This is a genomic window from Pedobacter sp. (genome assembly GCF_045628745.1).
Lineage (GTDB): Bacteria > Bacteroidota > Bacteroidia > Sphingobacteriales > Sphingobacteriaceae > Pedobacter.
In genome coordinates, this window is the sequence record NZ_JAZQPU010000135.1 from 1 (window position 1) to 13,761 (window position 13,761).

The window sequence follows — 13,761 nt, forward strand, 5'->3', positions numbered from 1 at the left end:
GGTGGAAAATAATCGTACTCGATGGCATAACCCGGTCTGAACATTTTGGCATTTTCAAATCCAGGAATTTGAATCAATGCTTTATATTGTACATCTTCAGGAAGAGAAGTAGAGAATCCGTTAACATAGATCTCGCAAGTATTCCATCCTTCGGGTTCTACAAAAATCTGGTGTCTTTCACGCTCGGCGAAGCGGTTAATTTTATCTTCAATAGAAGGGCAGTAACGCGGACCTAAACCTTTGATTCTACCGGTAAACATAGGAGACCTTTCAAAGCCTTCTTTTAAGGTTTCATGAACATTGCTATTGGTATAAGTAATCCAGCAGCAGCGTTGTTCGGTTGGTCTTTCTACATTGGTGTAAGAGAATCTTCCCGGATTTTCATCACCCCATTGTTCTTCCATTAAAGAATAATTCAACGACCTGCCATCCACGCGGGGTGGGGTGCCAGTTTTCATTCTACCCGCATCAAAGCCTAATTCTTTCAATTGCTCTGTTAAACCAGTAGCAGCTTTTTCACCTGTACGGCCTCCACCAAATTTCTTTTCTCCAATATGGATCAAGCCATTTAAAAAAGTTCCATTGGTTAACACCACAGATTTTCCTTTGATCTCGATACCAAGTGAAGTTTTTACACCTACAACCGTATTATTTTTAATCAAAAGACTGCTCACCATTTCTTGCCAAAAATCTACATTTGGCGTACGCTCTAAAGCCAGGCGCCACTCTTCTGCAAAACGTTTTCTGTCGTTCTGTGCACGAGGGCTCCACATTGCCGGACCTTTAGAAAGGTTTAACATTCTAAACTGTAAAGTGGTCTTATCGGCAATAATTCCTGAGTATCCACCCATGGCATCAATTTCCCGGACTATCTGTCCTTTGGCAACACCACCCATCGCAGGGTTGCAGCTCATTTGGGCAATGGTTTCCATGTTCATGGTAATCAGCAAAACCGAGGAGCCCAGGTTTGCAGCCGCTGCAGCAGCCTCACATCCTGCATGTCCCGCACCTACAACAATGACATCATATTCTTTAAACATTTTATTTTCTTTATTTAATGTTCCACGTGGAACATGGTCTTAATTTTCCCTCTAGAAGGGTTATATGTTTCACGTGGAACGTTTACTTTTTACATTGCGGAGTAGGCTTAAAATTGCAACTACTACCCACACAGCTTCTAATATGACGAATGGAATAAAGTTAATCATCCACGAAGAATAACCCGCTATCGCTGCTCCAAATAAATTCAGTAAAATGTAAGTTTTACTGTCAAATTTAATCACCTTAAGTGTTTGTAGAAAGAAGGCTATTAATAATAAACCAACACCTACGGTAGCAATGATATCCGAGCTTTTCATCTTAGTTCGTTTTTTCTGATAGTTCTAGCCATCTTTCAGTAACTGCATCCAATTCCTTTTGATGGCTTTCAATAACTGAATTTACTTCCTGCATCTTTATATAGTCGGTACTGTCAATGCTCAAAAGGGAAGTGGTTAAGGCAACAATCTTTTCTTCTAATTCAGCAATTCTACTCTCCGCATCGTCCAATTCCTTTTGCTCTTTATAGCTTAGTTTTTTGGTGGTGCTTGCAGCAGCTTGAACAGTCGGGGCTGCTTTAACCGGTTTGCTTTCTTTATTTTTTTCTGCCTCCAGGCTTAACCTGTATTCAGAATAATTACCATTGTAAATGTTAACGATACCATTGCCTTCCATGATAAATAGCTGCTCGCTCATTTTATCCAATAGATACCTATCGTGAGAAACCAGCATCAATACACCCGGGAAGTTTTCCAAAAATTCTTCTAATACATTTAACGTATCGATATCCAAATCATTGGTAGGCTCATCCAGAATTAAAAAGTTCGGGTTCATCATCAGCACCTTCATCAGGTGTAAACGCTTCTTCTCACCACCACTTAATTTCTCTACCATGCCATGTTGTTTCTTAGGCGGGAATAAAAACAAAGTCAGTAATTGAGAGGCAGAGATAGTAGAACCGTCAGCCATCTTGATATATTCCGCATCAGATTTCACAATATCAATCACCCTTTCCTTACCGTTGAAAGCAAGACCTCCCTGTTTGTAATAACCATAAATGGTAGTATCACCAGTATCAACCTTCCCTGTTTCAGGATGCAGGTTTCCGGTAATCAAGTTCAGGAAGGTAGACTTTCCAGTACCGTTTTTACCGGCTAAACCAATACGATCTCCACGTTTGAAAGTATAAGAGAAATCATTGATGATTTTCTTTTCTCCAAAGGTTTGTCCAATATGATCAAGCTCTAAAATCTTGTTTCCCTGACGGGACATTTTCATATTCAAGGTAACCGTTTGGTTATCCGATCTGGATTTTGTCTTTTCATCAAGGTCATAATACGCATTAATTCTCGACTGAGATTTTGTACCTCGGGCCTGAGGCATGCGTCTCATCCATTCCAGTTCTTTCTTCAGCAAGTTTTTGTTTTTCTGAAAAGTACTCTCATCAGATGCTTCGCGTTCAGATTTCTTTTCCAGGAAAAAAGCATAGTTGCCATTATAGTTGTAGATCTTTCCGCGGTCAAGTTCAACAATTGTATTACAAACATTATCCAGGAAATACCTGTCGTGCGTTACCAATAAAATGGTTTTATTACCTGAAGTCAGCAACTTCTCCAGCCACTCAATGGTATCAATATCCAGGTGATTGGTAGGCTCATCTAAGACATAAATTTCCGGATCTTCGATCAGCAGTTTTGCAAGGGCAAGTCGCTTTTTCTGTCCACCAGAAAGCGTATCAATTTTTTGCTGCAGGTGATTAATACCCATGCGGCTTAAAATAGTTTTAATTTCATGCTCATATTCCCAGGCATTGTGCTCGCTCAATTCTTCATACAAGCGGTTCAATGTTTTCTCATCAGGGTTAGGGTCTTCAATCAGTTCTTCATATTCCTTGATCAGCTGCTGCTGTTTATTTTCAAGAGAGAAAATGAAATCAGAGATGCTGTATCCATCAGGGAAGGAAGGCTCCTGATCAAGGAAGCCAATCTTTACAGATTTATTTTTTACTATTTTCCCTTCCAGCGGATTAAATCGTTCTGCCAGGAGTTTCAATAATGTACTTTTCCCTGCTCCATTTATACCAACAAGCGCAACGCGTTGTCCGGTTTGGATGCCGAGGGTTAGATTTTTAAATAGCCATTCATCATGATAGGCATGACCCAGGCCTTCAGCTGCAATTAGTGTGCTCAAATTATACTTTTAACGGTTTGTCAGTTAAGAAATTATTACAAAAGTAAGCAATAATTTTTTGTATATAGAGGGCTACTGGCAGCAATAAAAAAACGACAAAAAAAAGACAACATAAGCTGTCTTTTTCTTCGTAAATACGGAAATGAAAGCGCACGTTCATTATTTGTATGTTTGTGTATATGCTGTAATTTCGTTGCTAAAATTGGTGTGTTGTGCCCTGAACTGGTTAAGGTTTAAGGCGGCAGTTTCTTCTACTTTAGCATCATACTGATCAGTGCAGCCAGTTAAAATTAATTGCGCCTGATCAGCAATATGGGTAGTTAAGTTTACCGTGTTTGCTTTGATGTTTGCTTTGGCCTGGTCCCGTAGATCAACATCAAAATTCAGGAGATAAAAGTTGCCCACCGTGCGAACCGTTGATTTATCTTTTACCGTCAGGCTGGATAAATTTTTAAGGTGGATGACCACGTTTAACTTAGCCCTGTTGTAATTGCTGATGTGTAATAAGCCCTTCTTTTCCTGCAACAATACATTAATTGGGTAATAGTCGTTCATAATACTCACCTGGTCATGTACATCCTGTATCAAGGTCACTTCAACATTTCCTGAAACTACAATTTTATTGAAATTTTTAAAGGAAGACAATACCGCAAAGGAAGGATTTTTGGTTGCAGCATACACCGATATAGTTCCTGCGAGCAGAATGGTAGTGGCCAAACCAAGGGCTAGCCAATTTTTAAATACATTTTTCATCTTTAGCTGTCAAATTAATTATGAAATGAAACGATTTATTCGTTAACTATTTGATAATTAGATAGTAAAGGTGCATTTAAGTTTCAGAGAACGGGACTTATTTAGACCAGTTTGACAGGTTACACGACCAACAGGTTTTAATACACGGCAAATTACCTGATTGTATACTAAACCTAATAGTTTCAATAGCGTTCAGAGGGCGTTGGTAGGGCCTTCATAGGGCCTTAGTATATCCCCGGGATATAGGAGCGCCCTCCCAACGCCCTCTCAATCACTTGTGAATAGATAGGTGCCTAATAGCTATAAATAAGTTGTTTTATGCTGATGCTTTTAATGCGGAAAGGTAATGATCTTCCTTTTCGGTCATGAGTGTTTTAGCGGCTTTTGTTTTATCTTTATAACCCAAAAGATGTAAAGTACCATGCACCATTACGCGGCATAATTCGTCAAGCACTGTTCCTTTAAAAGTCTTTGCATTTTCCTGGATCCGCTCAATGCTGATAAATATATCGCCTGCAATGGTTTTCTCGGTCTCTGCGTTATCAAAAGTGATCACGTCAGTATAAGTATCATGATCAAGGAATTGTTGGTTCATATGGAGCAAATACGCATCTGAGCAAAAGATGAAATTTAGTTCTTCTAATACATAGCCTTCAGCAGTAATGGTGGATAGGAGCCACTCCCTGATGCGGGTTTTTTGTTTCAGGTTATAAGTGAGGTCTTCAGTAAAAAAATTGACAGCAATTTTGGGCATAATGATTTAATTGGAGCCACAAATTTAGCAATTTAATTAAAAAGCGTATTTTTCAGCTAAATCGTAATGGTATGAAATTATTCCTTCCTGTATTGTGGTGTTTTAGTCTTTTTTCTTCTGCTGTCGTTGCGCAAAGCACCGTGTGGAATGACAACCCTGTGATTGCACATCGTGGTGCTTATAAAAAAAATAACCTGCCAGAGAACTCCATCGCTTCGCTTAAACAAGCGATTCAACTGCATTGTTATGGTGCTGAGTTTGATGTGCACCTGACTAAAGATAATGTACTGGTGATCAACCATGACGATAATTTTAAGGGATTGACCATCGCCACGAGCACCTATAAGGAATTGAAAAAACTGCGCCTGTCGAACGGAGAAAAGATCCCCACCTTAAAACAATATTTATTAGAAGGGAAAAAGCAGCACCAGACCAAAATGATTCTGGAAATTAAACCCGACAAAGATCCCCAGCGGATGCAAAAAATAACCGATGCCTGTGTGGCTATGGTTCATCAGTTGAAGGCCAAAGAATGGGTAGAATATATTGGCTTTGATTATGCTTCAATGCAACGCGTTTTGGTGATGGATCCTACAGCTAAAGTTGCATACCTTGGAGGGAGCGTGCCCCTGGAGAAATTAAAAGCTGATGGTTTTGCTGGTGCTGATTATTATTTTTCGGCCTATAAGACCGGCGATTGGTTTACCAAGGCGAAGCAATTAGGCTTAACCCTCAATGCCTGGACGGTAAATAAACCTGCAGATTTGCAGTGGCTGCTAGACAATGATATCGATTTTATAACCACTAATGAGCCAGAAATGCTTTTGGAAATGTTAAAGAAATAAAGCCATCAGCCAATGCAGTCCAAAAGCCAGCGCATAAAAAAGCTTCCTGATTAGATCAGGAAGCTCGTACGAATGATGGTTATAATAATTCTTAGATTACTTTAACATTAATCGCATTCAACCCTTTTTTTCCGCTTTCTACGTCGTACTCAACTTTATCGTTTTCACGAATTTCGTCGATAAGGCCTGTTGAATGTACAAAAATTTCGCTATCTCCGTTTGCAGGGATGATAAAACCGAAACCTTTAGTTACATTAAAAAATTTTACTGTTCCTTCTTGCATTGTATTATGTATTAATAATTAAGTCTGCAAGATAGGAATTATTTCCATAATTACTATAAATGCAAAATTTTTTGATAAATATGTGTGATTGAGTGCTTTGTAATACTACTTTATGCCCTTCACACTTACTGTAATTTCACTTGGATGGGGTATCCCTAAGGTAGTTCCAGGAATAATGGTCAGTAAATTTTGTAAGTAAACCGATATAATTCCTTCCAGCACTTTTTTTCTTACTTCCCTGTATTCTGGTATAGCGCCATTAAAGGTGCCAAGGGAGAGCTTGCCATGCTGATCTACAAAAACGGTAAACGTATAGCCAAAATCTTTATAGGCATTTTTGATCCGTACCCGGTATTGAGGGTAGAGGTAATCATAAGCTTCAGTTTTTCCATTCAGCACATCCACAGAAGAAAGTTTTTCTACGGTAATGCCATCGCTTTTGGGGATCAGCTGAACCGGTTGTCTACCGGCAAAAACACTGTCGGCATGCGTTGGGTTACGATTAGCCTTTTCGGTTAATGCTTTGATAAAAGCGGTATCCCGGGGTGTAGGCTTTTGTAACTCTGCTGCTGTTGTTCTTAGGGTGTTTTTAATATAGTTCTGTGCATAAAAGGTAAGGTTTACATCTGATCGGACATCTTTGGCGATCTCTTTATTGTTTACAAATAAACGCTGCATGACCACGCTGTCTTTTGAAGCACTTTTTATGCGGAACCATTCCTTGGCAAAGTTATAGACATCGCCATGGTCGTAATGTAAATGGAAACCCTGCATGGCTTTTTTCTGCGGACTATAAGCCATAATGGAATCGTTAGCCACAAATTCAATGATCCAGCTAGGTTCTTGTTGAAAGCCCTGGGCATCGAAAGACAGGCCGTTAGAGAATCTTCTTTTAACTTCCACATACCTGATTCCCTTGATGCTTTCAAAAGAAAGCCTGGTTTTTGGTGCTGCTTTGTTGGTTTTTACTGGCCTATCTGGCGAGCTACAGCTGTAAACCAGCATCATCAAACTGAGGAAGCCTATAAAGTAAAGTGTTTTAAGCATGGACTTGGTATTTGGCGCTAATATAAAGCACTAAATCCGTCTTTTTAAAATTAGGATTTTGAAAAGTAATTTATTGTTGCGCGCAAGTTGCATAATGATGCGCTTGCCATCACCAGCTTTTAACAGCTGGTCGATATCATCGAGGTTATATTCGTTGATGGGTTTGAAATTTAAAGACAACACCTGGTCGCTGGTTAAAATACCTGCATCTTCGGCAGGGGATTCAGGCTCAATACGGCCTACAAAATAAAGATTCGGCTTTCCTTCCTGGAGGTAAATCTCCATGCCCGACATATCATGCTCAAAAGACATTTTGGTATAAGAATTAGGCTTTAAATAGATGGCCATATTGGTGTAATCTATGGTGAGGTCAAAGTGCTTGAGTAAATTGCTGCCTAAATTACCATTGCGGAGTGCCACGCCGGTTTTTGCCCCTGCCTGTAGAAAATCCGGGTAGGAGGCCAGCACATTCTTAAAGGTAAAATTGCCCAGGTTAACCTGGTCTAAGCGGCCAATTCTGCCACTAATTAAGCCGGCAAAGCCCACACCAAGGTTAGCGGCTATGGTTTTTTCGGGCAATGGAAAGGGTTTACCTTTAAGCGCTTCCAAAGATACAGCATGACTGGCGCCAAGGTCTAAGATCATCTTTAAGCGCTGGCCTTCTAAACCCTTCTGGCTGATCCGCAGCTGCACATAGGGCTTGTTATTGATCATCTCCATCGGTATTTTTTCTCCCTTTTTCTTGACCTCTACTTCTGGCAGCGAGAAAATTAATTTTCTTGCCGGATACCGTATCCTCACCGTAAAGCTGTGGAAGAAATTATAGCCAATTAAGCCATAAATATGCATGCCCACATAATTGGAAAGGTTAAAAATATCTTTCTTGAGGATGGCAGTGGGCATATTGGGGATGGTGGCATGGCCCATTCTTACCTGGATGAGGTCAGATAAATAAGCCTCTATGTCATTGCCGGCGCCTAAACCAGCAAGCGTAGTACTCCGTAGGCCCGTTAAATTCAGGCTGTCCATAATGCTGGCATCGGTAATGATCAGCGGGTTTACGCCAGTGTCTAAAATGAAGTGATAGGGGCCTTTTCCATTGATGTATAAAGGTACAATGATGAGGTTTTTAATGAGTAAAAAGGACATGGATTCCTTTTTACGCTTTCCTTCAAAATAAAACTTTTGACTGTAAAGCTGGCTAGGGTAAAAGAAATAAATAACGGATAATAAATATACAATCCGGATAGATAATATTTTTATGTTCCGTAAAATGGATTTCATGAACTAATTTAATAAATTAGACACAGATTCCCTAAGTATATATTTAATCATGCAATATAAGCTACCCCCAGCATCCAGTTTGTTTTTTGGCGTGCTTGTTTTTTTTATTTTACAATCCTGTTCGGTGCAGCATCGCATGCACAGACAGCTGGATCAAACCTTTAAACAATCTGCTGTTGTTAACCAATACCCGGTTGGCTTTGCTCTTTATGACCTGGAAAATGGGAAGATGATTTTCGAAAAGGATGCCGATAAATACTTTGTTCCGGCTTCTAATACAAAGCTTTTTACTTTTTATGCGGGGTTAAAAATGATTCCGGATTCTATTCCTTCCTTGCGTTATGTGGTCAAGGGCGACTCCCTGATTTTCTGGGGTACAGGCGATCCATCATTCTTGCAAACCCAGCTTAAAGGTACAAAGGCACTTGAATTTTTAAAAGCCAGTCCTCACCAATTGTACTTTGCCCCGGGACGCTATACTGGCGATTTTTATGGCACCGGCTGGGCCTGGGATGATTATAACGATTATTACCAGGCAGAAATCAATGAATTGCCGCTGATGGATAATTTAATAACCGTCAAAGCTAATGGCAATGCCTTAAAAGTTTCTCCCAGGATGTTTGAAAGCTGCATTCTGCCAGATAGCACTTTAATAAAAGAACGCTTCGGGGTGTTCAGGGATTTTAACAGCAATACCTTTCATTACCCTAAGGGCCCTGTAACTAATGGTTTTAAGCAAGAGCTCCCTTATAAGGTCAATACCATTACCACCATCAATTTACTGAATGACACCTTACATAAAAAGGTCAACCTGGTGCAGATGACCATGCCTGCTGAAGCGAAAACCATTTATAATTTAAAATCTGACAGTGTGCTCAAGCAGATGATGCTGCCTAGTGATAATTTTATTGCTGAACAGCTGCTGCTGGTGTATGGCAACCAGCTTTCTACTGAACTGAACAGCAAAAAAACCATAGACTATATTATCAACACCTATTTAAAGTCTTTACCAGACCGTCCGGTTTGGGTAGATGGTTCTGGTCTGTCCAGGAACAATTTGTTTACCCCAAGAGATATGGTGGCTTTATTACGCCTGATTTATGAAGAAGTGAACGATTCTAAAAGGTTGTTTGCCATGCTTCCGGCCGGTGGACAGAGTGGAACGCTAAAAAATGCCTATCCTGCAACGGATAAACCTTTCGTATTTGGTAAAACAGGAACACTTTCTAATGTACACAACCAAAGCGGTTATGTGGTTACCAAAAAGGGAAAGATCTATATCTATTCTTTCCTCAACAATAATTTTGTGTTACCAACTGCAACGGTAAGAAAAGAAATGGGAAGAATTGTGACCCTTATTCATGAGCGCTATTAACTATAACCAGCTTTGTTCGGCTTTAGGGCCCCGGATTGACTGCAATGGCCAGTCTTATTTATACTTTGGTGGCACAGCTTACCTGGGCATACCACAAAATGAGGACTTTTTAAGCCTTTACATGGAAGGAATTAAACGTTATGGCCTCAACAATGGTACCAGCAGAAATAACAACGTACAGCTGGGGGTTTATGAGGAGGCCGAAGAGGTGGCGGCTCAAAGATTCGGCGCACAAGCAGGCTTAATGGTGTCAAGCGGCTATTTGGCTGCGCAACTTACGGTTCAGTATTTTGCCGACTGGGGCAGGGTTGTTTATGCACCTTCGACACATCCAGCCTTATGGTTAGCTGGCAATCCGGAGGTTTCTGGCTCTTTTGGCTTTTGGAGCCGCCATGTGGTGGAACTCATCAACCAAAGTTTAACCAATCGCTGGGTCATTATCAGTAATTCGGTTAACAACTTATTTCCTGAAATGTACGATTTTTCCTTTTTAAAAAGCATCAATCCCGATAAGGAGGTGTTGTTAATTATGGATGATTCTCATGGCATTGGTGTATTAGGCAATGGCCGTGGTTGTATAGCCAATGTACCCAAGCTTCCATTTTTAAAGGTGGTAGTGGTGGCCTCGATGGCGAAGGCCCTGGGGGTAGATGCAGGAATTGTATTGAGTTCCGCAGCCATCATTAGCCAGCTGAAAAGTTCGCCCGTTTTTGTGGGCGCCTCTCCACCCGCTGCACCAGCATTATATGCCTTTATGAAAGCCGAAGCTATTTATGCCACGGAACTGCAGCAACTGCAATTGCTTTGCCGCTATTTTTCTGATGGCCTGGGGGCAGAAAAACCTGCCTTTGCAGCTATAGAAAATTTTCCAGTTTACTTAAGCGAGGAGCAGCAATTAGCCGACATCTTAATGCAGCAACAGGTGCTGATCTCTTCCTTTGCTTATCCGAATCCGCAGAGTGAATTGCTGAACAGAATAGTGCTCAGCAGCTGGCATCAGCAGCAGGATATTGATATTCTATTGAAACATATTCTCCCTTCTTTTTAAAGACGCTATCTTTGCCGCCCTAAAATAGTTTTTTATTCTATGCAGCATCCTAACGGTTCTATTTATACACTTCAATTTGGCCTTGTTTGTTTAAGCTCCTTTCTTTTTTCGGCAAGTTTTAACATGCTGATTCCAGAATTACCTGCTTACTTAACATCCATGGGTGGGGCGGAATATAAGGGTTTAATCATTGCCTTATTTACGCTTACCGCAGGCATATCCCGTCCTTTTAGTGGTAAACTGACGGATACTGTAGGCCGGATTCCGGTGATGGCTGTAGGTTCCGTAGTTTGTTTTTTATGTGGTTTTCTTTATCCTCTACTGACCACCGTCGCCGGGTTTTTGTTCCTGCGTCTATTACATGGTTTTTCTACAGGATTTAAGCCTACGGCTACCGCTGCTTACGTGGCCGATTTAGTGCCAGAAAACAGGTGGGGTGAGGCCATGGGGGTACATGGGGTTTGTTTCAGCACTGGTTTAGCCATTGGCCCTGCCATAGGCAGTACCATCACTACTTATTTTTCTATAGATATACTTTTCTACTGCTCTTCGTTATTTGCTTTACTCTCCATTGTGATTTTGGCTAACATGAAAGAAACCTTACCTAAGGTACAGAAATTCAAGCTTTCGCTGTTTAAAATCAGCAGAAAAGAGATCATCGAATGGCAGGTGTTGCCAGCCTGTATCATTATCTTTATGAGTTACATTAGTTATGGAGCGATCTTAACCGTTATTGGCGACTGGGGGACCCATTTAGGCACCAGCAACAAAGGCTTGTTTTTTATGGTGTTTACCATTTCTTCTCTGGTCATTCGTTTTGTGGCAGGCAAGGCTTCAGACCAATATGGAAGGATGATAATTTTAAAGGTTTCCCTGGGCTTATTGGTACTGGCCATGTTCTGGATTGGCATAGCGCAGAATTCCTTTTCTTTAATGTGCGCATCTGCCCTGTATGGTGTAGCCACAGGCATGCTTTCGCCAACAGCAACGGCATGGACCATAGATTTAAGTTTGGCTGAACACCGTGGTAAGGCCATGGCCACGATGTATATTGCGCTGGAAGCGGGTATAGGAATGGGTGCCTTGCTGGCCGGCTGGTTGTTCATCACCGATATCACCATGATTCCGGTGATCTTTTATGCCTGTTCGGCTATTACCGTTCTGGCATTGCTCTACCTACAGCTGCTCTATAAAAAGAAAGATCAGGTTACAACGCTTTAAAGGGGATATCTAGCAGTTCATACTGCTGCCAGCCTATAAAATCAAAATGCCACCATTCATTGCTGAGCACCTTAAAACCGTGCTTCTGCATCGTTTGAATCAGGAAATCCCTGTTCTTGCGCTGTTCAGCGGTTGTGTTTGGATAATTTGCTGCGGCTGCAGCTTCGAAACTATCATAGGGTGTGGGCATGGGAATTTCTTCCTTTGTTTTGAAATTAACCAAGGTAAGGTCTATCGCGCAGCCCCGGTTATGTTTAGAGCCTTTTTTAGGATCGGCCACAAAGTTTTTGTCGGAGGCCTGTTCGTAAAACGCTATCGTAATGGCATAGGGGCGATAGGCGTCGTATATTTTTAAGCCAAAGCCTTTTGTACGCAATTCCCTTTGGATATTTTTAAGTTGCGCCACTACCGGTTTGCGCGCAAAAGCCCTTGCTTCTGGGTACATTACCCTTTTCATGAAATTATTGCTGGTGGCGTACCTGATGTCTAATGTAATATCCGGGATGGCCTTTTGAATATCTACAAGCTGTTTATCGGGCATTTTTTTTACCGAAGCTTCATAGGCAGTCAATGCGTGAATGACGTTAATGTTTTGGGCAGGAGCGGCTACAGACACGACTGCCATTAAGGCGCTAAGACCTATGCTATAAAATATGCTCATGCATTTACTGGTTAGAGACCACTAATAGTTCAAGGTCTTTAAAAGGAAGATTGAACATATTGGCCAGGTCTTTACTGGTTAGGTGCCCCTGGTAGATATATAAAGCTTCCCTGATGCCGGGGCGGTTCCATACTACATTCATCAGCCCCCCTAAATCACCAATGTCCATCAATATTGGGGTGAGGATATTGGTTAAGGCATATGAGGCTGTGCGCGGTACTCTGGAGGCAATATTGGGCACGCAATAGTGAATTACATCATATTTACGGAACACAGGATTGGTGTGATTGGTAACCTCTGAGGTTTCAAAACAGCCCCCCTGATCAATGCTGACGTCAATGACCACAGAATCGGGTTTCATGCGGCTTACCGTTTCTTCCATCACTATGCAAGGACTTCGGCCAAATTTAGAACGGATGGCACCAATAACTACATCACAGGTGGTAATGGCTTTGGTCATGACAATGGGCTGCATGACAGAAGTAAAAATACGGCTGCTTAAATTGTTTTGCAGGCGTCGTAAGCGGTAAATGGAGCTGTCGAACACTTTGACCTCAGCGCCAAGAGAAATAGCTGTACGTGCGGCATATTCACCTACGGTGCCTGCACCAAGGATAACGACTTCTGTTGGTGGTACACCGGTAAAGCCTCCAAGCATTAAGCCTTTGCCACCGGTAGCACTGCTGAGGTATTCCGCAGCAATAAAGATAGAGGTGGCTCCAACAATTTCACTCATCGCACGCACAACACTCAGGCTATTCCCCTCATCACGAAGATGTTCAAAGCAAAGTGCATTAACTTTTTTGTTCATCAGCGCCTTGATGTAGTCTTCTTTGAGGTTACCCATTTGTAAAGCCGACAAAAGGGTTTGTCCTCTATGCATCATCGCAATTTCGCTCAGGGTAGGCGGTGCTATTTTTACAATGATGTCTGCATCAAAAACATCTTTTTTATGGTAGGTAATAATAGCTCCCTGCTCACTGTAATCGCGGTCAGAAAAGTTAGCACCTACACCGGCACCGGTTTCGATGACTACCTTATGCCCATTATTGACCAGTAATGCCACCGACAGTGGTGTTAAAGCGATCCTGTTTTCCTGGAAAGAGATTTCTTTGGGGATACCAATATACAGACTGTTGTTTTTCTGTTGCAGTGCTGATAAAGTCTCCTTAGGTTGTTGTAAACCTTTCTGAGCAATAGTGGCTAATCCTTCTCTTAATCCTGTAGACATTGTAATCTGATTTTTGCTTAAATTTAACAAT

General features: G+C 41.4%; 14 protein-coding genes. 4 read left to right on the forward strand and 10 right to left on the reverse strand.

Annotated features, from left to right (window positions below):
• The 5 genes from ACR2F7_RS05605 to ybeY form a co-directional block, all read right to left on the reverse strand.
• The coding region (locus ACR2F7_RS05605) for an FAD-dependent oxidoreductase (protein WP_432712603.1) at window positions 1-1,040 on the reverse strand (1,040 nt) is incomplete at its 3' end.
• Between the two features lie 69 nt (window positions 1,041-1,109).
• Window positions 1,110-1,358, reverse strand: coding sequence for a CBU_0592 family membrane protein (locus tag ACR2F7_RS05610; protein WP_432712604.1), 249 nt, complete (start codon window positions 1,356-1,358; stop codon window positions 1,110-1,112).
• Window position 1,359: 1 nt separating this feature from the next.
• A complete protein-coding gene (locus ACR2F7_RS05615; protein WP_432712605.1) occupies window positions 1,360-3,228 on the reverse strand; it encodes an ABC-F family ATP-binding cassette domain-containing protein in 1,869 nt (622 codons plus the stop codon).
• A 159-nt stretch (window positions 3,229-3,387) separates the two neighbouring features.
• Window positions 3,388-3,981: a GIN domain-containing protein gene (locus tag ACR2F7_RS05620; protein ID WP_432712606.1), complete on the reverse strand. Its 594-nt coding sequence runs from the start codon at window positions 3,979-3,981 to the stop codon at window positions 3,388-3,390.
• Window positions 3,982-4,297: 316 nt separating this feature from the next.
• The gene (gene ybeY, locus ACR2F7_RS05625) at window positions 4,298-4,735 is read right to left on the reverse strand and encodes an rRNA maturation RNase YbeY (protein ID WP_432712607.1); all 438 of its coding nucleotides are present in this window, start codon (window positions 4,733-4,735) and stop codon (window positions 4,298-4,300) included.
• A 71-nt stretch (window positions 4,736-4,806) separates the two neighbouring features.
• Here ybeY and ACR2F7_RS05630 point away from each other — a divergent pair, with 71 nt between their 5' ends.
• Window positions 4,807-5,580, forward strand: coding sequence for a glycerophosphodiester phosphodiesterase (locus ACR2F7_RS05630; RefSeq protein WP_432712608.1), 774 nt, complete (start codon window positions 4,807-4,809; stop codon window positions 5,578-5,580).
• 91 nt (window positions 5,581-5,671) lie between these two features.
• Here ACR2F7_RS05630 and ACR2F7_RS05635 read toward each other — a convergent pair whose 3' ends face one another.
• From ACR2F7_RS05635 to ACR2F7_RS05645, 3 genes are all read right to left on the reverse strand, one after another.
• Window positions 5,672-5,863 (reverse strand): cold-shock protein, encoded by a 192-nt coding sequence (locus tag ACR2F7_RS05635; protein ID WP_008241764.1) that lies wholly within the window; start codon window positions 5,861-5,863, stop codon window positions 5,672-5,674.
• Window positions 5,864-5,968: 105 nt separating this feature from the next.
• On the reverse strand, window positions 5,969-6,910 hold the full coding sequence (locus tag ACR2F7_RS05640; protein ID WP_432712609.1) for a hypothetical protein: 942 nt from the start codon (window positions 6,908-6,910) through the stop codon (window positions 5,969-5,971).
• 30 nt (window positions 6,911-6,940) lie between these two features.
• A complete protein-coding gene (locus ACR2F7_RS05645) occupies window positions 6,941-8,059 on the reverse strand; it encodes an aspartyl protease family protein (RefSeq protein WP_432712610.1) in 1,119 nt (372 codons plus the stop codon).
• Window positions 8,060-8,243: 184 nt separating this feature from the next.
• Here ACR2F7_RS05645 and ACR2F7_RS05650 point away from each other — a divergent pair, with 184 nt between their 5' ends.
• Genes ACR2F7_RS05650 through ACR2F7_RS05660 form a run of 3 tightly spaced genes read left to right on the forward strand, consistent with a single transcriptional unit; the run spans window position 8,244 to window position 11,838 of the window.
• A complete protein-coding gene (locus tag ACR2F7_RS05650) occupies window positions 8,244-9,569 on the forward strand; it encodes a D-alanyl-D-alanine carboxypeptidase/D-alanyl-D-alanine-endopeptidase (protein WP_432712611.1) in 1,326 nt (441 codons plus the stop codon).
• Window positions 9,556-10,617, forward strand: a complete 1,062-nt coding sequence (locus tag ACR2F7_RS05655) for an aminotransferase class I/II-fold pyridoxal phosphate-dependent enzyme (protein ID WP_432712612.1) — start codon at window positions 9,556-9,558, stop codon at window positions 10,615-10,617. The genes ACR2F7_RS05650 and ACR2F7_RS05655 overlap by 14 nt, the downstream gene beginning before the upstream one ends.
• A 39-nt stretch (window positions 10,618-10,656) precedes the next feature.
• Window positions 10,657-11,838 (forward strand): MFS transporter, encoded by a 1,182-nt coding sequence (locus ACR2F7_RS05660; protein ID WP_432712613.1) that lies wholly within the window; start codon window positions 10,657-10,659, stop codon window positions 11,836-11,838.
• Here the strand turns inward: ACR2F7_RS05660 and ACR2F7_RS05665 are convergent.
• Window positions 11,825-12,499: a M15 family metallopeptidase gene (locus tag ACR2F7_RS05665; protein ID WP_432712614.1), complete on the reverse strand. Its 675-nt coding sequence runs from the start codon at window positions 12,497-12,499 to the stop codon at window positions 11,825-11,827. The genes ACR2F7_RS05660 and ACR2F7_RS05665 overlap by 14 nt on opposite strands.
• A gap of 4 nt (window positions 12,500-12,503) precedes the next feature.
• Window positions 12,504-13,730, reverse strand: a complete 1,227-nt coding sequence (locus ACR2F7_RS05670; RefSeq protein WP_432712615.1) for an alanine dehydrogenase — start codon at window positions 13,728-13,730, stop codon at window positions 12,504-12,506.
• Window positions 13,731-13,761: the final 31 nt, after the last annotated feature.